The sequence below is a fragment of the Serratia sp. LTN-2 genome (assembly GCF_059740205.1).
Genome location: NZ_JCAXDO010000024.1, coordinates 34,138 through 57,250, shown reverse-complemented (window position 1 = coordinate 57,250; position 23,113 = coordinate 34,138). Strand labels below are relative to the sequence as shown.

Genomic DNA, 23,113 nt, shown 5'->3' with positions numbered 1-23,113 from the left:
CCTGTTAGGGCGCGGCTGGTAACAGAGCCTTATAGGCGCATATGAAAAACCTCCGGCTATGCCGGAGGATATTTATTCATCCAGATATTCATACGGTTAGCCACGCCCGTTGCGCATCTCGTTGCCCCTAAAATGGTTGAAGGGGACATCTCCACGCTCCGGAAATGCGCCTCGGTAACCGTGTTTGGGATCGAAACGGTTATCCACATGGCCGCGAAATTCTCGTGGACCGTGGAACCAGGGCCCTGCGCCGATAAATCTGCCGCCGATAAACCAATCGGGGCCGTAATAGCCGTAAGGGGCGCAATAGTAGGGCGCATAATCGTAGTAGCCATAGGGGCAAGCGGGTTCCGGGCCGATATTGACGATGACGTCTGCGGCCGCTCTGGTCGTGGGCAACAGCAGCAAACACGCCAGCAACAACATAGGATATTTCGATAAAATAGCGTTCATTTTCAATCTCCTGATACAGGAAATGGTCTGCATCCGGCGACATCTTCACGGTGGCGAGACGAGGTCGGCACGCGGCTGCATGGGCTATTTTTTAAATATCTCTACATGGATGTCTTTGTGGTCGCTCTCTTGTCCGCTGGCGGAGACGATGCGATAGAAGCAGTCCTTCCCGTCCAGCCCACTGAGTTCATTACATTTTTTATCAACGGCTGCGGAAATGTATTTATGGCCGACGGTAGGCAGGCCGGTCTGTTGAACGGAGAGATCGCCAAGTTTGGTGTAATTGGCTGATTCTTCAAGCGTGATTTGCTTGGCGGCGAACGCCGATGCAGAGAACATTACGCTCAGTGCGATAATGGAGATTATGTATTTCATGGCACACATCCTGATCGTGGTGATAGGTATGAAGGAGGTGAGGACACCTCTGGCCGCTAGTGAACACAATTCAAGCTCCTTTATTTAAAAGCTAATCGATATTGAGGAGATGTCAATCAAGCCTCCTCGCATCATTAATTGGTAACTTGTTTATTTTAAAGGGAAATAATTAATCTGATAAAATCATGACATACATCTTCACGGTCTCTACATGATTCAAATAAATAGCCTGTTATCTGCCGACGCTCGGCACACTTTCCGCATGGCGAGCCTGCGCCGCACGGCGATGATGTATTCATTTCCCTTTCCTTGATAGATCGCATCCGGCGTCTTCCCATCACCGCCGCAAGCCGCTATATTGCGCGCCGCCGAGGTTTTATTTTGCCGAGTTGCCAACTTTGCGAGCGCTCACTGAGTTAGCAATCAATTTATGTTTACACTAAGAAAAAGGGCTCAGGAGGGCATGCTATGGATTACGAATTTCTGCGTGACGTTACCGGTCAGGTGATCGTCAGATTTTCGATGGGGCATGAAGCGATTGGCCACTGGATCAACGAAGAAGTCAAAGGCGATTTCAACCTGCTGGACCGCATTGAAGCCGGTGCGGCCGAGGTAAAAGGCAGCGAGCGTCAATGGCAGTTGGAAGGCCATGAATATACGCTGTTGATGGATGGTGAAGAGGTGATGATCCGCGCCAATCAGCTGGAGTTCGAAGGCGATGAAATGGAAGAGGGGATGAATTACTACGACGAAGAAAGCCTCTCATTCTGCGGCGTTGAGGATTTCCTGCTGGTGTTGAAGGCCTATCGTTCTTTCATGCTGAAGTATTAAGCATCGGGGCGCGGCGCACCGCGTCGCGCCCCTTCCATCACAGATGCGGGATATTGCGGCCGTAATAGATTTCCTGCATCTCTTTCCATAACAGATCGGTGATCTGTTTGCGCTCGGCGGCGCTCAACGCTTCCGGTTCTGCGTTAAACAGGTAGTGCTTCAGATCGAAGTCTTTCAGCAACATCTTGGTATGGAAGATATTTTCCTGATAAACGTTCACGTCCATCATGTGGTACAGCGCTTTGATGTCTTCCGACATAAAGTTCTGAATCGAATTGATCTCATGATCGATGTAATGTTTCACGCCGTTCACGTCGCGGGTAAAACCGCGCACGCGATAGTCCATGGTGACGATGTCGGATTCCAACTGGTGAATTAAGTAGTTCAGCGCCTTGAGGGGCGAAATGACGCCGCAGGTCGAAACCTCGATATCGGCGCGGAAGGTGCAAAGCCCGCCTTCCGGGTGGCTTTCCGGGTAGGTGTGCACGCAGATATGGCTCTTGTCCAGGTGCGCGACGACCGTATTCGGCAGTGGGCCGGGGTGTTCCGACGTATCGACGTCTTTCGGGTCGATCGGTTCTTCGCTGACCAGGATGGTGACGCTGGCGCCCTGCGGATCGTAGTCCTGGCGCGCGATATTCAGAATATTGGCGCCGATGATCGAGCAGGTTTCGCTCAGGATCTCGGTCAGCCGGTTGGCATTATATTGTTCGTCAATGTAGGCGATATAGCCGTCGCGATCGTCTGCGGTCTTGGCGTAACAAATATCGTAAATACAAAAACTCAGGCTCTTGGTCAGGTTGTTGAAGCCGTGCAGTTTTAGCTTATGCAATTTGGGCCACCTCCTTTATCTTCTCGCTTAACGTGTTACGTTCAGGGCATTGAGCAAATATTGCGGCAGGGCAAAACTGCCGACGTGAATTGCCGGGTTGTAGTAACGGCAGCGCAGGCCGCTTTGGTTAAAGCGCTGTTGCAGGGCAGGCTGACCGAGCTGGCGCAGCGCCGGATTCTGGCTCGCCCAGGCGAAGGTCATGATGCCGCCGTAATAGGTCGGGATCGCTGCCTGATAGAAGCTGACGTCGGTAAAATAGCGGCTCAGTTTGGCGTGGCTGTTGACCGCCTCGTCCTGCTGCAGGAAACAGACGCCGTTTTGCGCGACGAAAATGCCGCCCTCATTCAGGCAGCGGGCGCAGCCTTCATAAAACGCCGAGGTGAACAGGCTTTCGCCGGGGCCGATCGGATCGGTGCAGTCGGAAATGATCACATCGAACGTTTCGTCGGTTTGATTCACGAAATTGACGCCGTCGTCGATCACCAGTTTGAAACGCGGATCGTCATAGGCACCGGCGCTGTGGTTGGGCAGGTACTGGCGGCAGAATTCGACGACACCGGCGTCGATCTCGACCATGGTGATCTGCTCCACGCCGGGGTGCCGGCTGACTTCACGCAGCATGCCGCCGTCGCCGCCGCCGATGATCAGCACTTTCTTCGCCGCGCCGTGCGCCAGCAGCGGCACATGGGTCAGCATTTCGTGATAGATGAACTCGTCACGCTCGGTGGTTTGCACCACGCCGTCGAGCGCCATCACGCGCCCCAGCACCGGGTTCTCGAAGATCACCAGATCCTGATGATCGGTCTTCTCGCGGTACAGTACCTTCTCTACCGAGAAGTACTGGCCGAAGCCCGTATGCAGCGTTTCGTACCAAATTTCTTTCTGGGTCATGTGCGGGAAACTCCGTAATAACAGCCATGAAAAATCGGCGCAACATAATAGCTAACTCTGCCTGGCGATGCACGGTTGAATTTCAGACAGAGGGAGCGGAAGGCGGACGGGAGAAGGGGGAGGAATTAATTGGCGTAAGCCAGCAGGCTCAAAGAGTCGCGCGCCAGCGATTTGCACTTTTTAGGCGTTGGAATGGCGATGCCGCTGAGATCGCGATAGCTGTCTTCGCCCAGCGCCTTCATGTTAAAGCTGTTGTAGTTGCTCAGATCCCAGCGATTTTGTTGCGCGAAATAGACGATGGCGCGTTTGATTTGCGCGTTTGGCAAATCGTTGTAGCCGCAATCATTTTTCAAATAAATAAATACCGCCGTCAGATCGGCCAGATCTTCCGCCTCGGATTCATTCAGCGCCAGACTGGCGTTGGAGAAGCCCAGCATCGCCAGCAGCAGCATCGATAACGTTGTTTTTTTCATCATGAAATAGACCTGTTTGTCGTCTGCAGACGTTACCACACTTGCCTGTAAAGGCACCAAATTTTATTACCGGCGGGCCAGCGTCACGTTCGCCAGTCGCACTCTCTTGATTGTGAGGCATAGCTTAAAATACCGCCAGGAAAGGCTTGACCTTCCGCCAAGGGGAAGGTTTAGGCTGGCGGCATTGAGCTATGTCACTGGGAAAAGGGAGTCAGCGATGTTACGCCGTGATTTTATTAAATTAACCGCCGCGCTGGGCGCTGCGAGCGCACTGCCGTTATGGAGCCGGGCCGCCTGGGCGGCCGATCGGCCGTCTTTACCGGTGCCGCCGCTGTTGACGCCGGACGCGCAGGGAAAGATTGCGCTGGCGCTGCAGGCGGGGGAAACCCGCTGGGTGCCCGGTGCCGCGACCAAAACCTGGGGATTCAACGGCGCGTTGCTCGGGCCGGCGGTGAAACTGCAGCGGGGCCAACCGGTGACGGTCGATATCAAAAACCGCCTGGCGGAGGCCAGCACCGTCCACTGGCACGGTCTGGAAATTCCTGGCGATGTCGATGGCGGCCCGCAGGCGCTGATCCATCCCGGCGCGACGCGCACGGTGAATTTCACCGTCGAACAGCCGGCGGCCACCTGTTGGTTCCACCCGCATACCCACGGTAAAACCGGCAGCCAGGTGATGATGGGGCTGGCGGGGCTGGTGCTGCTGGAAGATGAGGAAAGCGCCAAACTGCCGCTGCCGAAAACCTGGGGGCAGGATGATATTCCGGTGATCCTGCAGGATAAGCGGTTGGGCAAAGACGCGCAGATCGAATACCGCCTGGACGTGATGAGCGCGGCGGTGGGCTGGTTTGGCGATCGCATGTTCACCAACGGCGCGCAGTATCCGCAGCATCTGGCGCCGCGCGGTTGGCTGCGTCTGCGTTTCCTTAACGGCTGCAACGCCCGCTCGTTGAATCTGGCGGCCAGCGACAATCGTCCGCTGTACGTCATCGCCAGCGACGGCGGTTTCCTGGCAGAGCCGGTGAAACTGACCGAGTTGCCGATGTTGATGGGTGAACGCTTTGAAGTGCTGGTCGATGCTTCCGACGGGAAAGCGTTCGATATCGTGACGCTGCCGGTTAAACAGATGGGCATGACGCTGGCGCCGTTCGATCAAGCGCTGCCGGTGTTGCGCATTCAGCCATCGTTGGCGCAGGGCGTCAAAACCATGCCGGACAGCCTGGTGAAGCTGCCGGCATTGCCTGCCACCGCCGGCATCCAGGAGCGCTGGCTACAGCTGATGATGGATCCGCAGCTGGATATGCTGGGCATGCAGGCGCTGATGGATCGCTATGGCCACCAGGCGATGGCCGGCATGAGCATGGATCACGGCGCGATGGGCGGCACAGACATGAAAGGCATGGACCACGGCAACATGCCGGGTATGGAAAAGGGCGGCATGCAGAACATGGACCATGGCAACATGGGCAACATGAAAGGCATGGATCATGGCAAGATGGCCGGGATGGATCACGGTGGTGCGCAGGGCAAAGCCAAACCGTTCGATTTCAGCCATGGCAACATGATCAACGGCAAGGCCTTCGATATGGCCAAGCCGATGTTCGCCGCCAAACGGGGCCAGTATGAAAAATGGACCATTTCCGGCGAGGGCGACATGATGCTGCACCCGTTCCATATTCACGGCACTCAGTTCCGCATCTTGTCGGAAAACGGCAAACCGCCGGCGGCGCACCGCAGTGGCTGGAAGGACACGGTGCGCGTCGAAGGATGGCGCAGCGAAGTGCTGGTGCGTTTCGACCATCCGGCCAGCAGCGAACATGCGTATATGGCCCACTGCCACCTGCTGGAGCACGAAGATACCGGCATGATGATGGGCTTCACCGTCGCCGATTGATCGCGGTCCGGCGCTCAGGTGGCGGTGCGCTCGCGTCGCCACCGCTTGGTTCAATGAAAGGATGCCGTTATACTGATTAAAATATCAGCTGTTGAGGAGTGCGTCATGCCGACAAAACTGGATCCCATCGTTTCTGAGTTTGAGACTCAAGAGCAGGCTGATAGCTATGATCGTTGGTTCAGAAGCACGGTGGAATCTTCCATCAATAGCGACACCCCTCGCGTCCCCCATGACGAGGTCATGGCCGGTGCTCGCCACATTATCGAACAGGCAAAAGCCAAAAGAAAATCGGCCTGACCTTCATGTTAATCGTCAAATGGACTGACGAAGCAAAAACAGGTTTATACACGCTGCTTGCCTTTATCGCGGAGCGAAATCCCGTTGCCGCTGAGGCTCTGTTGCAACGCATGAGAGTCGGTTATCCCGTTAGCGGAACATCCTTATCTATTCCGGCCAGGCAGGGTGAACGGGACGCGTGAAATGGTCGTTCATCTTAATTACATTGTGGTTTACCGCGTGCTGGCTGCGCACATTGAAATAGTGGGTGTCCTGCACGCTTGTCAGGAATACCCTTAATAAAGAAAACTCCCCTGTCCGGGAGAGAGGCAACTCGTAACGGCCTATGCTAAACTCTGCGCCTTTCTTCCGGCAACTGACCTGAATACTATGAAACACACTGTAGACGTAATGATTTCCGAGCAGGAAGTTAAGACCCGTATCGCCGAACTTGGCCGCCAGATCACCGAACATTACCGCGACAGCGGCAGTGACATGGTGCTGGTCGGGCTGCTGCGCGGCTCCTTCATGTTCATGGCTGATCTGTGCCGCGCGATCGACGTGCCGCACGAAGTCGACTTTATGACCGCCTCCAGCTACGGCAGCGGCATGTCCACCACCCGCGACGTGAAGATCCTCAAGGATCTGGACGAAGACATTCGTGGCAAAGACGTGCTGATCGTGGAAGACATCATCGATTCCGGCAACACGCTGAACAAGGTGCGCGAGATTTTGGCGCTGCGCGGGCCGAAATCGCTGGCGATTTGCACCCTGCTGGACAAACCTGAGCGCCGTGAAGTGCAGGTGCCGGTCGAATATGTCGGCTTCTCGATCCCGGATGAATTCGTGGTGGGGTATGGCATCGACTACGCTCAGCGCTATCGTCACCTGCCGTACGTCGGCAAAGTGGTGCTGCTGGACGAGTGATCGATGTGGGGCGCGGCAAACCGCGCCCGCAGCGGGGTTATACGCCTTTATCCTGCTTCAGTTTGGCTATCGCTTTGCGGTAGCCCATCTCCAGGCTCTCGCGGCTGGTCGCCAGCACTTCCATATCGCGCAGACGGCCGTCCTGAATGCCGTATACCCAGCCGTGGATCATCACCTTCTGACCGCGTTTCCAGGCGGACTGCATGATGGTGGAGTGGCCCAGGTTGTATACCTGCTCAATGACGTTGATCTCGCACAGCATGTCGAAACGCTGCTCCGGCGGCAGCTCGCCCAGCAGCGAGCTGTGCTTGTACCACAGATCGCGAATGTGCAGCAGCCAGTTGTCGATCAAACCCAGCTCCGGGTTTTCCACCGCCGCCTGTACGCCGCCGCAACCCAGGTGGCCGCAGATGATGATGTGTTCGACTTCCAGCACATCTACCGCATACTGCACCACCGACAGGCAGTTAAGATCGGTATGGATAACGAGGTTCGCTACGTTGCGGTGGACGAACAGTTCACCCGGCTCAAGACCGGTCAGGCGTTCTGCGGGAACGCGGCTGTCAGAGCAACCAATCCATAAGAAACGGGGCTTTTGCGCCTGGGCTAAACGTTCAAAAAATTCCGGGTCTTCCTGGCTGATGCTGGCCGACCAAGCCTGGTTGTTGGCGATAAGCTCTTCGATTTCTTTCATGGAGGTTATTGACTCGTAACGAACAGATTGCGTTGGGGTAATATAGGGTAAGCGTCACAATTTGGAAATCGGAACAGTGGCGCAACCTCATTTTCCGCACGGATTCGACTCAGTGAAAACGCCGCTAATGCTAGGATTATTGTTATTGTCTCAAGCCTCGCAAACAGGGGCGCGGCGGCATACTCATCGTCATAAGGTACTATTTTACATATGAATTATGCACTGGAATTAGCGCAGCTGACCAAGACTTACGCCGGTGGCGTCAAGGCGCTGCGCGGCATCGACCTGAGCGTCGAAGCGGGGGATTTTTATGCCCTGCTGGGGCCCAACGGCGCCGGAAAATCCACCACCATCGGCATCATCAGCTCGCTGGTGAACAAAACCGCCGGCAGCGTGCGGGTGTTCGGTTACGACATCGATAAAGACATCGTCAACGCCAAGCGCCAGCTCGGCCTGGTGCCGCAGGAGTTCAACTTCAACCCGTTCGAGACCGTGTTGCAGATCGTGGTGAACCAGGCGGGTTACTACGGCGTCACGCGGCGTGAAGCGATGGCCCGCGCCGAAAAATACCTCAATCAGCTGGACCTGTGGGGCAAGCGCAACGAGCGCGCCCGCATGCTGTCCGGCGGCATGAAGCGCCGTCTGATGATCGCCCGCGCGCTGATGCATCAGCCGAAGCTGCTGATCCTCGATGAACCGACCGCCGGGGTGGATATCGAGCTGCGCCGCTCAATGTGGGGCTTCCTGAAAGAGCTGAACGCCCAGGGCACTACCATCATCCTCACCACCCACTATCTGGAAGAGGCGGAAATGCTGTGCCGCAACATCGGCATCATCCAGAACGGAGAGCTGGTGGAAAACACGTCGATGAAGGGGCTGCTGGCCAAACTGAAGTCGGAAACCTTCATCCTCGATCTGGCGGCGAAAAGCCCGCTGCCGAAGCTGGACGGTTATCATAGCCGCCTGACGGATACCTCGACGCTGGAAGTGGAAGTGATGCGCGAGCAGGGGCTGAACGGCCTGTTCGCCCAGCTGAGCGCGCAGGGCGTGCAGGTGCTGAGCATGCGCAACAAGGCGAATCGCCTGGAAGAGCTGTTTGTCACCCTGGTTAACGGCAATGGAGAGAAAGCATGACGCGTTTGTATTGGGTGGCCTTGCAGAGCATCTGGGCCAAAGAGGTGAACCGCTTCGCGCGCATCTGGATCCAGACCCTGGTGCCGCCGGTGATTACCATGACGCTGTACTTCATCATCTTCGGCAACCTGATAGGTTCGCGCATCGGCGATATGCACGGCTTCAGCTACATGCAGTTCATCGTGCCCGGCCTTATCATGATGGCGGTGATCACCAACTCTTACGCCAACGTCGCCTCGTCGTTCTTCAGCGCCAAGTTCCAGCGCAACATTGAGGAACTGCTGGTGGCGCCGGTGCCGACCCACGTGGTGATCGCCGGTTATGTCGGCGGCGGCGTGGCGCGCGGCATCTGCGTCGGTGTGCTGGTGACCATCATCTCGCTGTTCTTCGTACCGCTCCAGGTGCACGCCTGGTGGGTGATTGCGCTGACGCTGCTGCTGACGGCGATCCTGTTCTCGCTGGCGGGGCTGATCAACGCGGTGTTCGCCACCACCTTCGACGACATCAGTCTGATCCCGACCTTCGTGCTGACGCCGCTGACCTACCTGGGCGGGGTGTTCTACTCGCTGTCGCTGCTGCCGCCATTCTGGCAGGCGGTGTCCAAGCTGAACCCGATCGTCTATATGATCAGCGGTTTCCGCTACGGTTTTCTCGGCGTTAACGACGTGCCGCTGGTCTTCACCATGGCGGTGCTGGTGGCGTTTATCGCGGTGTTCTACCTGGCGTCCTGGTACCTGATCGAGCGCGGCCGCGGCCTGCGCAGCTGATCCCGGCGCGCCCTCGCTTTCCCGGCGGGGGCGCTTTCCTTGATCTGGCGCAGACGGCGCGTAAATCAATAGAATTGCTCAAATAACCGTTAGTTCCCCGTTGTTCAAATCGTGCTATGCTGGCGCTCCACATTTCCTTCACTTTTGTCATTACGCACTCGTAAGCAGAACATCATCATGCGGCCTCAATACAAGTTAGCGGCTGGGTTACTCGGCATTCTGATGTCGTTGGTTTCCCCTGTGAGCCTGGCGAATTTGCTGTCGGAAGACAGCGCGGTTAAATCTGAATACATGGAAGCGCAACGCGACAGCGAAGTTTATGCGTTGGTGGGCGAACATGTGATCCCGGTAGGGGAAGTGAAACGCGGGCAGCTGATCCAGGTGTTCCCGGCAGATGCGGAATACTACGAATTCAAATTCGGGCACGGCACCGGCTTTATCGATAAAGACGACGTGCGTGAGCTGAAGAAGTCGCGCAAGGTGCAAGACGATCTGGGCGAACTGAACAAGCCGCTGACCAACCAGAATTTGATCACCCAAAAGGCGATCGACGTTTACACTGCGGCGGACAAAGAGAGCGAGGTCTTTGGCACGCTGGAAGGCAACTTGCGTTACCCGATCATCGGCAAGCTGAAGGATCGGCTTAACAACACCTGGTACGAGGTCAACATCGGCGATCGGCTGGGGTTCGTCAATGAACTGGACTGCGAGATCGATAACGGCATACCGGTGCTGACTTACCACCACCTGCTTAAAAACGAAGAGAACAAGCGCTTCCGCCACACGTCGACCACCACCTCAGACGCGGCGTTCAGCAACCAGATGACCTACCTGAAACAGGCGGGCTACGACACCATTTCGCTGTATCAGCTGGAAGCCTACCTGAAGAACCAGATCAACCTGCCGGGCAAGGCGATCGTGCTGACCTTCGACGACGGGCTGAAATCGGTTTATCGCTATGCTTATCCGGTATTGAAGGATTACGGTTTCCGCGCGACGGCGTTCATCATCTCTTCGCGCATCAAGCGCCACCCGCAAAAATGGAGCCCGGACTCGCTGCAGTTTATGAGCATCTCGGAGCTGAAGCAGATTCAGGACGTGTTCGACGTGCAGTCGCATACCCACTTCCTGCACCGCACCGACGGCAATCGCCAGCCGATTTTGCTGAGCCGTTCGCTGCACAATATCGAGTTCGATTTTGAGCGTTCACGCCGCGCGCTGTCGCAGTTCAATCCGCACGTGCTGTATCTGTCTTATCCGTTCGGCGGCTACAATCAGCGGGCGATTCAGGCGGCGCAGGATGCCGGCTTCCACATGGCGGTGACCACGGTGCAGGGCAAGGTGAAGCCGGGGGATAATCCCTATACGCTGAAGCGGCTGTATATTCTGCGCACCGATTCGATCCAGACCATGGCGGATCGAATAGCCAACAAGCCGGGCACGGTGGTGGTGCAGTAAGGGAGAACGGGCGCGCAAGGCGCCCGTTTTTATTGTCAGGCGACCTGAACCGGCACGGCTTTCGCCTTGCGCTGCAGGTTGTTGTCACCTTCGAAATAGGCGACTTTCGGGTGATGTTGGCGAGCGTCGGCGTCGGTCATCTGCACATAGGAGCAGATGATCAGCTTGTCGCCCACGCAGGCGCAGCGCGCGGCGGCGCCGTTGACCGAAATGATGCGCGAACCGCGCTCGGCGGCGATGGCGTAGGTGGAGAAGCGCTGGCCGTTATCCACGTTGTAGATGTCGATCGCTTCATATTCCAGAATGCCGGCGGCCTCCAGGAAATCCTGGTCGATGGCGCAGGACCCTTCATAGTGCAAGTCAGCCTGAGTGACTTTGACGCGATGCAGCTTGCCTTGCAGCATAGTACGTATCATAGCTTTACCTAACTGAATATCGGCCTTCACAGGCGCTGGGGTTGAACATCTCTCCTGCATCCCTGCAATCTCTATCGTCACCGATTGCCCCGCTATTGTCTACCAATGGTCTTGGCTTCAGGGTGACGACAGTATAAAAAATGGCTTACAGCGTCAGATCGACTTGCTGGTTGTCGATAAGACGCGCCTTGCCCAACCAGGCGGCCATCAGCACCACCGCCCGTTGGCTGTCCACCGTCAGCGGCTGCAGACTGTCGGCGTCGCGAATAAACAGCTCATCCGGCGTAAAGCCGGCGGCGCGCAGCTGCTCGGCAGTCTGCTCCAGCAGTTCTTCGACATGGCGTTCGCCATTGGCCAGCTGTTGCGCCAGCGCGTTCATGATCTTGCTCAGCTGCGGCGCGATCTTGCGCTCTTCGGCGGTCAGGTAACCGTTGCGCGAACTGAGGGCCAGGCCGTCTTTGGCGCGTACGGTCGGCACGCCGACGATGTCGATGTCGTAACCCATGTCCGCCACCATTTTGCGGATCAGCGCCAGCTGTTGGTAATCCTTCTCGCCGAAACAGGCCAAATCAGGTTGCACCAGGTTGAACAGCTTGCTGACGATGGTGGAAACGCCGCGGAAGTGGCCCGGCCGGCTGGCGCCTTCCAGGATGGTGGAGATGCCCGGCACGTCGACGTAGGTCTGCTGCTCCAGCCCCTGCGGATAGACCGCGGCCGGGGCCGGCGCGAACACCAGATCGACGCCACGGCGGGTCAGCTTCTCGCTGTCTTCCTGCAGCGTGCGCGGGTAGCGCGCCAGATCGTCCGGTCGCTCGAACTGCATCGGGTTGACGAAGATGCTCACCACCACCACGTCGGCACGGGCGCGCGCTTCATCGACCAGCGTCATGTGGCCGTCGTGCAGGTTGCCCATGGTCGGCACCAGCGCGATGCGTTTGCCTTCCTGGCGCCAGCGGCGGATCTGCTGGCGCAGCATCGGCAGGGTTTCGATAATAATCATTGGGTGACTCCTGGAACCATCGCTTAGTTAAAAGAGTGTTCAGCCGCCGGGTAGAGGCCTTGCTCCACTTCCTGAATGTAGTGCTGCACCGCCGTGCGGATATCGCCGCTCTGCGCCAGGAAGTTCTTGGCGAACTTCGGCGTGTGGCCGCCGGTGATGCCGAAGGCGTCGTGCATCACCAGGATCTGGCCGTCGGTGCCGTTGCCGGCGCCGATACCGATGACCGGAATGGACAGCGCTTCGGTGATCTGGCGCGCCAGCTCGGTCGGCACGCACTCCAGTACCAGCAGCTGAATGCCGGCCAGCTCCAGATTCTGCGCGTCCTGCAGCAGCTGTTTGGCGGCCAGTTCGTCGCGCCCTTGCACCTTATAGCCGCCGAACACGTTGACCGACTGCGGCGTCAGGCCCAGGTGGCCGCACACCGGCACCGCGCGCTCGGCGAGCATTTTCACCGTGTCGCACAGCCAACTGCCGCCTTCCAGTTTCACCATGTTGGCGCCGGCGCGCATCAGCTCGGCGGCATTGGCGAAGGTCTGTTCGGGGGTGGCGTAACTCATGAACGGCAGATCGGCCAGCAGCAGGCAGGCCGGCGCGCCGCGGCGCACGGCGCGCGTGTGATAGGCCACGTCGGCGACGGTGACCGGCAGCGTGGAGTCGTGGCCCTGCAGCGTCATGCCCAGCGAATCGCCCACCAACAGGACTTTGATGCCTTGCTCTTCAAACAGTTTGGCAAAGCTGGCATCGTAGGCGGTAAGGGTAGCAAACTTGCGTTGCTCCTGTTTCCACTGGCGCAAATGGGTCACGGTGGTGGGTTTCATCACAACGTCTCCTGAAACGGGCCGTGCGGCGTACGCAGGCCCAGGCTGCAAAAAAAGTGCAGCCATTCTACTGTAACCCGATCGGGGTGGGTAGCGCGGATCGCCATGCTTAAGCGGTTCTTAAGAACCTTGTGGTGCAATGGCGCCATGACTTAAAAGGGATACTCATGCGAATTTTGCTGATCGAAGATGACAAACTGATCGGGGACGGCATCAAGGCCGGGCTGACCAAACTCGGCTTCAATCTGGACTGGTTCACCGATGGCGCCGTCGGTAAAAACGCGCTGGACAGCGCGCCCTACGACGCGGTGATCCTCGATCTCAGTCTGCCGGGCCTCGATGGCCTGGATCTGCTGCGCCAGTGGCGCCAGGCCGGACAGGATGTGCCGGTATTGATCCTCACCGCCCGCGACGCGCTGGAGCAGCGGGTCAGCGGGCTGCAAAGCGGCGCCGACGATTACCTGTGCAAGCCGTTCGCGTTGGCCGAAGTGGCGGCGCGGCTGCAGGCGCTGATCCGTCGTCGCCACGGCCAACTGATGCCGCAGTTGACGCACGGCAACGTGGTGTTCGACAGCGCCACCCGCAGCGTGAGCTGCAACGGCGAGCCGGTGACGCTGACGCCGCGTGAATTGGCGGTGCTGGAACTGTTCCTGCACAACAAGGGGCGGGTGCTGGCGCGGCCGTTGATTCAGGAGAAGCTGTATAACTGGGACGACGAGGTGAGCAGCAACGCGGTGGAAGTGCATATTCATCACCTGCGGCGCAAGCTGGGCAACGGTTTCATCCGCACCATCCACGGCGTGGGTTACACGCTGGGGGATGCGCCGTGAAGCGTCTCAGCCTGCGGCTGCGCCTGATCCTGATCTTCAGCCTGTTGGCGCTGCTGACCTGGAGCACCGCCAGCGTGGTGGCCTGGGTGATGTCGCGCAACACCATCAACGAAGTGTTCGACACCCAACAGATGCTGTTCGCCAAACGGCTGGCGACCGCCAACCTCGGCGATCTGCTGGCCGATGAAAGCGCGCGCAGCCTGCCGAAAACCAAGAAGCTGGTGCACCACGGCAAGCGTGGCGAGCAGGACGACGACGCGCTGGCGTTCGCCATCTTCGATCGCCAGGGCAAGATGCTGCTCAACGACGGCGAGAACGGCGCCGACTTCCTGTTTGACGAAGAGCGTGAAGGTTTTACCGACGGCGAGCGCAAAGGTGATGACGACAGCTGGCGTCTGCTGTGGCTGACCAGCCCGGACGGTCGTTACCGTATCGTGGTTGGTCAGGAATGGGATTACCGGCGCGATATGGCGTTGGGCATGGTGACCGGCCAACTGGTGCCCTGGCTGGTGACGCTGCCGGTGCTGATGCTGCTGATCGCGCTGATGGTAGGGCGCGAACTGCGGCCGCTGCGCGCGGTGGCGGCCGGTTTGCGCCGGCGCGCACCCGATGACGAGACGCCGCTGGACGCGCGCCAGGTGCCGACCGAGGTGCGTCCGCTGGTGGATGCGCTCAATGCGCTGTTCGCCCGCATCAACGCTTTGCTGGTGCGGGAACGGCGCTTCACCTCCGATGCCGCGCACGAGCTGCGTAGCCCGCTGGCGGCGCTGCGGGTGCAGACCGAAGTGGTGCAGCTGGCGGGGGACGATGCGCCGATGCGCGAGCATGCGCTGGACAATCTGACGGTGGGCATCGATCGCGCCACCCGGCTGGTGGATCAGCTGCTCACGCTGTCGCGGCTGGATTCGCTGTCGGATCTGGCCGAGCTGGCGCCGATCGACTGGAACGAACTGGTGACGATGACCTTGGCGGAACAGGATAAGCAGGCTTATGCGGCGGGCGTGACGCTGCGTTATGAACAGCAGGGAACGCCGCCGGCGCGTCAGGGCCAGACCTTGCTGCTGTCGCTGCTATTGCGCAACTTGCTGGACAACGCGGTGCGCTACACCCCGAAGGGCGGCGTGGTCACCGTGACATTGAGCGAACGTTCGCTGACGGTGGAGGACGACGGTCCGGGGGTGACCACGGAGCATCTGGCGCGGCTGGGAGAACGCTTCTATCGCCCGCCGGGGCAGGAACAAACCGGCAGCGGGCTGGGATTATCGATCGTGCAGCGCATCGCCGGGCTGCATGGTTTGCAGGTCAGCTTCGCCAATCGCCCGGCGGGCGGGTTCGTTGCGCGGCTGGCGCTGTAGGCGGGTCAGGACTTCGGTTTGGGCTGATGCCACAGCGCCATGCCGTTTTCCGGCACGCGCTTGAGGCAGCTGGCGAGCGGTTCGCCATCGGGGAAAATCAGGTCAGGGGCGATTTCCGCCAGCGGGTAGAGCATGAATTCGCGCTCTTTCAGGCCGTAATGCGGCACCGTCAGACGCTCGGTATGGATCACCTTGTCGCCGTACAGCATGATGTCCAGATCGAGCGTGCGCGGCCCCCAGCGTTCGTCCTTGCGCACGCGCCCCTGATTGCGTTCTATCGCCTGGGTATGGTCGAGCAGCTGTTCGGGCGGCAACAGGGTATCCAGTGCCACCACCGCATTGAGAAAATCCGGCTGGTTTTGCGGCCCCAGCGGCTTGGTGCGGTAAAACGGAGAACAGGTGACCAACCGGGTGCGCGGGAGATGCTCCAGCGCCTCCAGTGCGGCTTTAACCTGTTGCAGCGGCTGCGCCAGGTTGCTGCCCAGCGCGATATAAACGCGGATCATTATGCCCCTTCTTTACGCGGTGCCCGGCGGCGAGGGCGGCGTTGACGCGCGCGGCGCGGCGCCGGATCGTCACCCAGGGTGCTCAGCATGGCTTTCTGCCGCGCCGGCGTGGCGTCCTGGAATTCGCCCCACCACTCGGCCAGACGCAACATTTCCTGATTGTCTTCCACTTCCGCGCGCAGCGCCAGCAAATCATAGGCGGCGCGGAATTTCGGATGCTCCATCAGTTTGTGCGCGCGTTTGCCCTGGCGGCGGGACAGGCGCAGCTGCAGCTGCCAGATATCGCGCACCAGCGTGGTGATGCGTTTCGGGATGGCCAACGAGCGGCACTGCTCGTCGAGCACGTCGTTCATCGCCAGAGCGAAGGCGTCGTAATAGGCCAGGCCGCTTTCCTGCGCCAGCTTCTGCGCGTGCTCCAGCAGCGGGTACCACAGCATGGCGGCGAACAGGAACGCCGGATTGACGCGCATGTCGTTCTGCAGACGATGATCGGTGTTCTTCAGCACCTGCACCAGAATGCGTTCCATCGGCGTATCGTGGTTCGGCGTAAAGTTTCGGGCGATCAGCGGGAACAGCGGTTGGAACAGCTGGTATTCGCACAGCTTCAGGTAGGTCTGGAAACCGTAACCCGCCTGCAGCAGCTTGAGGGATTCTTCGAACAGACGCGCCGGTGGGATCTCATGCAGCAGCGAGGCCAGACGAGGGATCGGCTCGGCGGTTTCTTCGCTGATGCGCATATCCAGTTTGGCGGCGAAGCGCACCGCGCGCAGCATGCGCACCGGATCTTCGCGGTAGCGGGTTTCCGGATCGCCGATCAGGCGAATCACGCCTTGTTTCAGGTCGTTCAGGCCGCCGACGTAATCGCGCAGGGTGAAATCCGCCACGCCGTAGTACAGGCTGTTGATGGTGAAATCACGGCGCTGGGCGTCTTCCTCGATCGAGCCGAAGATGTTGTCGCGCAGCAGCATGCCGTTTTGTGCCTGCTGGGAGGAGTTCTTGTCGGATTCCTGATTTTGTTCGTGGTGGCCGCGGAAAGTAGCCACTTCGATGATCTCCGGCCCGAACATCACGTGCGCCAGGCGGAAGCGGCGACCGACCAGGCGGCAGTTGCGGAACAGCTTGCGCACTTGCTCCGGCGTGGCGTTGGTGGTGATGTCGAAGTCTTTCGGCTTTTTGCCGAGCAACAAATCGCGTACGCCGCCGCCGACCAGATAGGCCTCGTAGCCGGACTTGTTCAGGCGATAAAGCACTTTTAGCGCATTCTCGCTGATGTCTTTGCGGGAAATCGAGTGCTGTTCGCGCGGGATCACGGTCATCGAGTCGTTGCTCTCGGCGAGGGGGAAAGGAGGACGTTTGCGCGGCGTTGAGCGGCGGGCAGGGGCGCTGCTGCCGTTATCGGCGGCGCGCGGCTGTGGCGCAGGGCGGCTTGGCGCCGCGGCACGCTCTTCGCGGACTACGTTTTTATCGCCGGCCGCCGCGTCGTCGCGGGGCAGCTTGTCATCGCGGGTCAGTACCTTACGACAGAAGTTGGCTACTCGGGTAAAAATGGTACACCTCGATAGTGACTGATAAAAATGGAGCTAACAAAAAATAGCGGCTAATCATAGCTCACCAGGGCTCCTTTGAGAATGCCGGCGTGTTTTCATCCAGAGGGATAGCCTCCTGACGCGGCACGTTTTCCAACCGCCAATGTTCGACTGCCCAGCTCAATAATAATGGCAGGTCAAGATCTTGCCAGCTTTCCGGCAGTGGTTGGCGCAGAAATTCCAGCGCGGCGATCAGCACCGGGCGCGGATCGCCTGCGGGCAACGCCGGCGCATGATTTTGCTTCGACAGCTTGATGCCGTTGGCGCCCAGCGCCAGCGGCAGATGCACATAGGCGGGCACCGGCGCCTGCAGCTGGCGGTAGAGGGCGATTTGGCGCACCGTCGGTTCGATCAGGTCGGCGCCGCGCACAATCTCGGTCACGCCCTGAAAATGGTCGTCGATCACCACCGCCAGGTTATAGGCGAACAGCCCGTCGCGGCGGCGAATGATGAAGTCTTCTCCCGCCAGAGCCGGATCGGCGTGCAGCTCTCCCTGCAGGCGATCGTGAAAGCCGTAAACGGGCGCGGTCTGGCGCAGGCGGATGGCGGCACCCTGCGGGCCGAGCTGCAAATCGCGGCAGTGGCCGTCGTACAATCCGCCGATGTGCTGGATGCGGCTGCGGGTGCAGGTGCAGTAATAACTGAGCCCCTGGCGCTGCAACAGATCCAGCGCGGCGCGATAGGCATCGTGACGTTGGGATTGATAGATGACCTGGCCGTCCCAGTGGAGACCATAATGTTCCAGCGCGGACAGGATGCGAGCGGCGGCGCCGGGGACTTCACGCGGCGGGTCGATATCTTCGATGCGAACCAGCCACTGCCCGCGTTGGGCGCGAGCCTGAAGGTAGCTTCCCAGAGCGGCAATCAGCGAACCGAAATGCAGATCCCCGGAAGGCGATGGGGCAAAGCGCCCCACATAATGACTTTCTTGCATATCAGAGGGGAGAGGTTCCCTTTTCTCTGTGCGGCGCGCGAGGGTGCGCACGCCGCAGCGGTAACAACGGTATTAGCCGGCCATCTGCTTTTCGCGGATCTCAGCCAGCGTCTTGCAGTCGATGCACAGATCGGCGGTCGGACGCGCTTCGAGGCGACGAATACCGATCTCCACGCCACAAGATTCGCAGTAGCCGAAATCATCGTCTTCCACTTTCTTCAGCGTTTTCTCGATCTTTTTGATCAGTTTGCGTTCACGGTCACGGTTACGCAGTTCAAGGCTGAACTCTTCTTCCTGAGTGGCACGGTCGGCCGGATCAGGGAAGTTGGCTGCCTCTTCTTGCATATGCGATACAGTACGGTCCACTTCGTCCCTGAGCTGGTTGCGCCACGCTTCAAGAATGCGCTTGAAATGCGACAACTGGGCGTCGTTCATGTACTCTTCGCCCGGCTTCTCTTGGTACGGCTCCACCCCAGCGATGGCGAGAATGCTCAAGGACGAGGTTTTACGGTTTTGCCCTTCTTGCATGTTGCTTCTCCTACATACACACGCACTATCGAATCCCCAATGCGGGGGAAAAACAGGCCGCTATAAATAACAGAAGGAAGGTAGGTTGGCAATTATTCCTGTCGCCCGCTTGACAATCGTGTGAAGGAAGGCGTATTTGGCGATCGTGCTGGTCGGTTGTCTATTTATAGGGACCCGACTGCGCTAATCGATAAAAAACGGCAGCTTATCGCAGAGATAAATACCGTCAGGTGATAATTTTGCCCCGTAGCAAACCACTTCCACTCCCAACTGCCGGACCTGTGCCAACAGCGCCGCATAGCGCTCATCTATATGATGTGCCGGTGCGACCTGCTCAATACCGCTGTGTAACACGGCAAAGAACAACACCGCCCGTTGCCCGCTTTCAACCACGCTGAGCAACTCACGCAGGTGCTTTTGCCCTCTGAGCGTTACCGCATCAGGAAAGTAACCACGTTGTTGTTGCAGTAATGTGACTGACTTAACTTCAATATAGCAGTTAACCCGGTTTTCTGCCTGTAATAACAAATCGATACGACTGTTTTCAGCGCCGTATTTCACTTCGCCGCTAATTTTACTGTAACCGGATAATTCATTGATTAAATTGTGTTCGATTGCCTCGCGCACCAGCGCGTTGGCGCGCAGGGTGTTGACACAGATCCAGTGCCCCTGTTGGGTATGGGTCAGTTCCCAGCTGTGGGCGTATTTGCGTTTGGGATTGTCCGAGGTGGAGTACCAAACGGTGTCGCCAGGCGTAGCGCAACCGGTCATGGCGCCGGTATTGGCGCAGTGCAGCGTAAAGGTTTCCCCTTCCGGGGTGATCACGTCCGCCAGAAAGCGCTTGTAACGTTTGATCAGCGTGGCGGAGCGCAGCGGTGGAGAGAAAATCATGCGGATGCCTGCTTGGCCAGCGGCCACTGTTCGAGGTGTTGGTAACGAGTGCGGCCGTGTTCGAATACCGACTCATACAAGGAAAAGGCGTCGGCGCTGAATGTCCAACCCGGCGTCGCCGGCGGGATCGCCACCGGCTGGGTGGCGGCGCGCAGCAGCGTGATATGCGGATGGAACGGCAACGCGCTTTGATGGCAGCCGCTGCGGGCGGCCTGCGAACGCAACAGCTCGGCCAGCTGCAACAGCCCGCGCGGCGCGCGGCGGGTGCCGAGCCAGACCACGCCGGGGCGCGGCCAATGGCCGAGATCGTCGAGCCGCATGCTGAAGCCGGGTTGCACAATGCGGCCGGCCAGCTTGCGCAGCGCCAGCTCTTTTTGCGCGGAGACCTCGCCGAGAAACGCCAGCGTCAGGTGCAAATTGGCCGCCACCACCGGTCGGCCGGCCTCTGGCGCAAACGCCTCGGCGCGCCAGCGGATCACCTGCTGTTGCAGGGCATCAGGCAAGGACAAGGCGAAAAACAGGCGGCGCGAATTGGACATGGGGGCTCGGTAAATAATGACGAATCCGTCGGGACAGACAGGAATGCGGCTTGCAACGGCCCCACGAGGGGCGGGGCACATGGATGAGCTCCGTACTATAGCTAACGCCGCCGCAGTTTGAAAGGCTACGGGGATACAGCTAATGCTACACTGTACGCCGTTTAACGTTAACCACTACGGAGAATTCAGTGTCTTCATTGCCCGTCAGCGCGGTGCTCGATGAGTTGCTGGCTGCGCTGCAGTCTGCCCCGCAGGTGCTGTTGCACGCCCCGACCGGCGCCGGTAAATCCACCTGGTTGCCGCTGCAGATCCTGGCTAACGCCGGGCTGCCGGGGCGCATTATCATGCTGGAGCCGCGGCGGCTGGCGGCGAAAAACGTCGCTTACCGTCTGGCGCAGCAACTGGGAGAAGAGCCCGGTCAGACCGTGGGCTACCGCATGCGCGCCGAAAGTAAAAGCGGGCCGCAGACCCGGCTGGAGGTCGTGACGGAAGGTATTCTCACCCGCATGCTGCAGCAGGATGCCGAGCTGCAGGGCGTATCGTTGGTGATCCTCGATGAATTCCACGAGCGCAGCCTGCAGGCCGATCTGGCGCTGGCGCTGCTGCTCGATGTGCAGCAAGGGCTGCGCGACGATCTGAAACTGCTGATCATGTCGGCTACGTTGGATAACGCCCGTATGACGCAGCTGCTGCCGGAAGCGCCGGTGGTGGTGTCCGAAGGGCGCAGCTTCCCGGTTGAGCGCCAGTATCAGCCGTTGGCCAGCCATCTGCGGCTGGAAGACGGCGTTGCGGCGGCGGTGAAGCGCCTGCTGGCCGAGCAGGCGGGGTCGTTGCTGCTGTTCCTGCCGGGTGTGGCGGAGATCAATCGGGTGCTGGAGCGCTTGACCGGCGAGGTGGCGAGCGATACCGATCTTTGCCCGCTGTATGGCGCGTTGCCGCTGGCGCAGCAGCAAAAAGCGATTCAGCCAGCGGCGTTTGGCCGCCGCAAGGTGGTGCTGGCGACCAACATCGCCGAGACCAGTCTGACTATTGAAGGCATTCGGTTGGTGGTGGACAGCGGCCTGGAGCGCGTGGCGCGCTACGAGGTGCGCAACGGTTTGACGCGGCTGGCGACACAGCGCATCAGTCAGGCTTCGATGGTGCAGCGCGCCGGGCGTGCTGGGCGCCTGGAGCCGGGCATTTGCTGGCACCTGTTCGCCAAGGAGCAGGCGGAGCGTGCGGTGGAACACGCTGAACCGGAAATTTTACAGAGCGATCTCACCGGTTTCTGGCTCGAACTGCTGCAGTGGGGTTGTCATGATCCGGCGCAGCTGACCTGGCTTGACGCGCCTCCGGCGGTGGCATTGGCGGCGGCCAGGGCGTTGCTGCAGCGGTTGGGGGCCACGGATGACGGCGACAAGCTCACCGCGTCGGGGCGCCAGATGGCCGCATTGGGCTGTGAGCCACGGCTGGCGGCGATGCTGGTCGCCGGCGCGGCGCTGAGCGCCGATGGCCTGGCAACGGCGGCGTTGCTGGCGGCATTGCTGGAGGAGCCGCCGCGCGGCGGGCAGATGGATATCGGCTACTGGCTGAGCCGCCCGCAGCCGAACTGGCGGCAGCGTGCCGCGCAGTTGGCCAAACGCCTGCCGCAGCGTGCGGGGCAAATCGATATCGATCTGGCACCGCGTCTGCTGGCGCTGGCGTTTACCGATCGCATCGCCCAGCGGCGCGGTCAGGATGGCCGCTACCTGCTGGCCAACGGCATGGGCGCGGCGATGAACCAGGACGAAGCGCTGTCGCGTGCGCCGTGGCTGATCGTCCCCAGTCTGTTGCAGGGCCACAACAGCCCCGATGCGCGTATTTTGCTGGCGTTGCCGGTCGATATCGAGGCGCTGGCGGCGCAGCTGCCGGCGATCGTCACGCCGCGTACGGCGGTGGAGTGGGATGAAGAGAAGGGCACGCTGCGCGCCTGGAAGCGCCAGCAGATCGGCCGTCTGACGTTGCGCGCCCAGCCGCTGGCCAAACCGGCGGATGAAGAGCTGCAGCAGGCGCTGCTCGATTGGGTGCGCGCGCAGGGGTTGGCGGTGCTCAACTGGGAGGGCGCCGCCGAACAATTGCGGGTGCGCCTGCAGTGCGCGCAAGCCTGGCTGCCGGAGGCGGAATGGCCGGCGATGGACGAAGAACCGCTGCTGGCGGCGTTGGAACAGTGGCTGCTGCCGTCGCTGAGCGGCGTGCGCGATCTGCGCAGGTTGAAGCAGGTCAACATCGCCGAGGCGCTGTCACGGCTGTTGGACTGGCAGCAAAAGCAGCGGCTGGATAATGCGCTACCCACTCATTACACTGTGCCGACCGGCAGCCGCTTGCCAATCCGTTATGAGGCCGGCAAACCGCCGGCGCTGGCGGTACGATTGCAGGAAGTGTTCGGTGAGCAGCGCAGCCCGATGCTGGCGGAGGGTCGCATCCCGGTGGTGCTTGAGTTACTCTCACCGGCGCACCGGCCGTTGCAAATCACCGGCGATCTGGCGGCCTTCTGGCAAGGCGCCTATCGTGAGGTGCAAAAAGAGATGAAGGGCCGCTACCCGAAACATGCGTGGCCGGACGACCCGGCCACGGCGGTACCGACGCGCCGAACGAAGAAATATCAGTAGGCCGCGAGCATTTAAGGTTTGGAATTCAGATGTTTCTTCTGGTCAGCGCCATGGCGTCGGCACAGATTAAGCGACTCA

General features: G+C 59.7%; 26 protein-coding genes. 11 read left to right on the top strand and 15 right to left on the bottom strand.

The window, feature by feature from the left end; all coding sequences use genetic code 11:
- Positions 1–96: 96 nt before the first annotated feature.
- Entirely contained in the window at positions 97–453 is a 357-nt protein-coding gene (locus tag AC6BYQ_RS25815; RefSeq protein WP_071532881.1) for a hypothetical protein, read from the bottom strand.
- An 84-nt stretch (positions 454–537) separates the two neighbouring features.
- Positions 538–828, bottom strand: a complete 291-nt coding sequence (locus tag AC6BYQ_RS25810) for a hypothetical protein (protein WP_025160355.1) — start codon at positions 826–828, stop codon at positions 538–540.
- Between the two features lie 468 nt (positions 829–1,296).
- On the opposite strand from AC6BYQ_RS25810, the gene yacL reads away from it, so the two are divergent.
- A complete protein-coding gene (yacL, locus tag AC6BYQ_RS25805; RefSeq protein WP_004937507.1) occupies positions 1,297–1,659 on the top strand; it encodes a protein YacL in 363 nt (120 codons plus the stop codon).
- Between the two features lie 37 nt (positions 1,660–1,696).
- Here yacL and speD read toward each other — a convergent pair whose 3' ends face one another.
- The 3 genes from speD to AC6BYQ_RS25790 all read right to left on the bottom strand — a co-directional run bounded on the left by speD (position 1,697) and on the right by AC6BYQ_RS25790 (position 3,855).
- Positions 1,697–2,491: an adenosylmethionine decarboxylase gene (speD, locus tag AC6BYQ_RS25800; protein WP_126171765.1), complete on the bottom strand. Its 795-nt coding sequence runs from the start codon at positions 2,489–2,491 to the stop codon at positions 1,697–1,699.
- 27 nt (positions 2,492–2,518) lie between these two features.
- Positions 2,519–3,382, bottom strand: coding sequence for a polyamine aminopropyltransferase (gene speE, locus AC6BYQ_RS25795; RefSeq protein ID WP_498057725.1), 864 nt, complete (start codon positions 3,380–3,382; stop codon positions 2,519–2,521).
- 125 nt (positions 3,383–3,507) lie between these two features.
- Positions 3,508–3,855: a YacC family pilotin-like protein gene (locus AC6BYQ_RS25790; RefSeq protein ID WP_004937515.1), complete on the bottom strand. Its 348-nt coding sequence runs from the start codon at positions 3,853–3,855 to the stop codon at positions 3,508–3,510.
- Between the two features lie 217 nt (positions 3,856–4,072).
- Here AC6BYQ_RS25790 and cueO point away from each other — a divergent pair, with 217 nt between their 5' ends.
- From cueO to hpt, 4 genes are all read left to right on the top strand, one after another.
- Entirely contained in the window at positions 4,073–5,749 is a 1,677-nt protein-coding gene (gene cueO / locus AC6BYQ_RS25785) for a multicopper oxidase CueO (protein ID WP_019456070.1), read from the top strand.
- Positions 5,750–5,854: 105 nt separating this feature from the next.
- Positions 5,855–6,046: a type II toxin-antitoxin system RelB family antitoxin gene (gene relB / locus AC6BYQ_RS25780; protein WP_004937521.1), complete on the top strand. Its 192-nt coding sequence runs from the start codon at positions 5,855–5,857 to the stop codon at positions 6,044–6,046.
- Positions 6,047–6,211: 165 nt separating this feature from the next.
- Positions 6,212–6,325, top strand: coding sequence for a hypothetical protein (locus AC6BYQ_RS25775; RefSeq protein ID WP_498057724.1), 114 nt, complete (start codon positions 6,212–6,214; stop codon positions 6,323–6,325).
- A gap of 90 nt (positions 6,326–6,415) precedes the next feature.
- Complete coding sequence (hpt, locus tag AC6BYQ_RS25770) at positions 6,416–6,952, top strand: hypoxanthine phosphoribosyltransferase (RefSeq protein ID WP_048234659.1); 537 nt, start codon at positions 6,416–6,418, stop codon at positions 6,950–6,952.
- A gap of 37 nt (positions 6,953–6,989) precedes the next feature.
- Here hpt and can read toward each other — a convergent pair whose 3' ends face one another.
- Positions 6,990–7,646 carry a carbonate dehydratase gene (gene can / locus AC6BYQ_RS25765; RefSeq protein ID WP_019456069.1) on the bottom strand — a complete coding sequence of 219 codons (657 nt, stop codon included), beginning with the start codon at positions 7,644–7,646 and terminating at the stop codon, positions 6,990–6,992.
- Between the two features lie 210 nt (positions 7,647–7,856).
- Between can and AC6BYQ_RS25760 the strand changes: the two genes are divergently transcribed.
- From AC6BYQ_RS25760 to AC6BYQ_RS25750, 3 genes are all read left to right on the top strand, one after another.
- Positions 7,857–8,780, top strand: coding sequence for an ABC transporter ATP-binding protein (locus AC6BYQ_RS25760; protein ID WP_015379030.1), 924 nt, complete (start codon positions 7,857–7,859; stop codon positions 8,778–8,780).
- Positions 8,777–9,547, top strand: a complete 771-nt coding sequence (locus AC6BYQ_RS25755; RefSeq protein ID WP_019456068.1) for an ABC transporter permease — start codon at positions 8,777–8,779, stop codon at positions 9,545–9,547. Before AC6BYQ_RS25760 ends, AC6BYQ_RS25755 begins: the two co-directional genes overlap by 4 nt.
- 177 nt (positions 9,548–9,724) lie before the next feature.
- Positions 9,725–11,005, top strand: a complete 1,281-nt coding sequence (locus AC6BYQ_RS25750; protein ID WP_498057723.1) for a polysaccharide deacetylase family protein — start codon at positions 9,725–9,727, stop codon at positions 11,003–11,005.
- A 35-nt stretch (positions 11,006–11,040) separates the two neighbouring features.
- Here AC6BYQ_RS25750 and panD read toward each other — a convergent pair whose 3' ends face one another.
- The 3 genes from panD to panB all read right to left on the bottom strand — a co-directional run bounded on the left by panD (position 11,041) and on the right by panB (position 13,239).
- The gene (gene panD, locus AC6BYQ_RS25745; protein WP_004937544.1) at positions 11,041–11,421 is read right to left on the bottom strand and encodes an aspartate 1-decarboxylase; all 381 of its coding nucleotides are present in this window, start codon (positions 11,419–11,421) and stop codon (positions 11,041–11,043) included.
- Between the two features lie 145 nt (positions 11,422–11,566).
- The gene (gene panC / locus AC6BYQ_RS25740) at positions 11,567–12,421 is read right to left on the bottom strand and encodes a pantoate--beta-alanine ligase (RefSeq protein WP_019456066.1); all 855 of its coding nucleotides are present in this window, start codon (positions 12,419–12,421) and stop codon (positions 11,567–11,569) included.
- A gap of 23 nt (positions 12,422–12,444) precedes the next feature.
- The gene (panB, locus tag AC6BYQ_RS25735) at positions 12,445–13,239 is read right to left on the bottom strand and encodes a 3-methyl-2-oxobutanoate hydroxymethyltransferase (protein ID WP_004937548.1); all 795 of its coding nucleotides are present in this window, start codon (positions 13,237–13,239) and stop codon (positions 12,445–12,447) included.
- A gap of 167 nt (positions 13,240–13,406) precedes the next feature.
- Here panB and qseB point away from each other — a divergent pair, with 167 nt between their 5' ends.
- Both qseB and qseC read left to right on the top strand, forming a co-directional pair.
- Complete coding sequence (gene qseB / locus AC6BYQ_RS25730; protein ID WP_004937550.1) at positions 13,407–14,069, top strand: quorum sensing response regulator transcription factor QseB; 663 nt, start codon at positions 13,407–13,409, stop codon at positions 14,067–14,069.
- Positions 14,066–15,424, top strand: coding sequence for a quorum sensing histidine kinase QseC (gene qseC, locus AC6BYQ_RS25725; RefSeq protein ID WP_239043856.1), 1,359 nt, complete (start codon positions 14,066–14,068; stop codon positions 15,422–15,424). The genes qseB and qseC overlap by 4 nt, the downstream gene beginning before the upstream one ends.
- 5 nt (positions 15,425–15,429) lie before the next feature.
- On the opposite strand, the gene folK is transcribed toward qseC, so the two are convergent.
- The 6 genes from folK to thpR all read right to left on the bottom strand — a co-directional run bounded on the left by folK (position 15,430) and on the right by thpR (position 20,408).
- Complete coding sequence (folK, locus tag AC6BYQ_RS25720) at positions 15,430–15,930, bottom strand: 2-amino-4-hydroxy-6-hydroxymethyldihydropteridine diphosphokinase (protein WP_498057722.1); 501 nt, start codon at positions 15,928–15,930, stop codon at positions 15,430–15,432.
- Positions 15,930–17,477 carry a polynucleotide adenylyltransferase PcnB gene (gene pcnB / locus AC6BYQ_RS25715; RefSeq protein WP_071532880.1) on the bottom strand — a complete coding sequence of 516 codons (1,548 nt, stop codon included), beginning with the start codon at positions 17,475–17,477 and terminating at the stop codon, positions 15,930–15,932. The genes folK and pcnB overlap by 1 nt, the downstream gene beginning before the upstream one ends.
- A gap of 61 nt (positions 17,478–17,538) precedes the next feature.
- Positions 17,539–18,450, bottom strand: coding sequence for a tRNA glutamyl-Q(34) synthetase GluQRS (gene gluQRS / locus AC6BYQ_RS25710; RefSeq protein ID WP_074055105.1), 912 nt, complete (start codon positions 18,448–18,450; stop codon positions 17,539–17,541).
- Between the two features lie 72 nt (positions 18,451–18,522).
- Positions 18,523–18,978: an RNA polymerase-binding protein DksA gene (gene dksA, locus AC6BYQ_RS25705; RefSeq protein WP_004937569.1), complete on the bottom strand. Its 456-nt coding sequence runs from the start codon at positions 18,976–18,978 to the stop codon at positions 18,523–18,525.
- A 183-nt stretch (positions 18,979–19,161) separates the two neighbouring features.
- Positions 19,162–19,869, bottom strand: a complete 708-nt coding sequence (gene sfsA, locus AC6BYQ_RS25700; RefSeq protein ID WP_019456062.1) for a DNA/RNA nuclease SfsA — start codon at positions 19,867–19,869, stop codon at positions 19,162–19,164.
- Positions 19,866–20,408, bottom strand: coding sequence for an RNA 2',3'-cyclic phosphodiesterase (thpR, locus tag AC6BYQ_RS25695; protein ID WP_019456061.1), 543 nt, complete (start codon positions 20,406–20,408; stop codon positions 19,866–19,868). The genes sfsA and thpR overlap by 4 nt, the downstream gene beginning before the upstream one ends.
- 188 nt (positions 20,409–20,596) lie before the next feature.
- Between thpR and hrpB the strand changes: the two genes are divergently transcribed.
- On the top strand, positions 20,597–23,035 hold the full coding sequence (gene hrpB / locus AC6BYQ_RS25690; RefSeq protein ID WP_498057721.1) for an ATP-dependent helicase HrpB: 2,439 nt from the start codon (positions 20,597–20,599) through the stop codon (positions 23,033–23,035).
- Positions 23,036–23,113 lie beyond the last annotated feature (78 nt).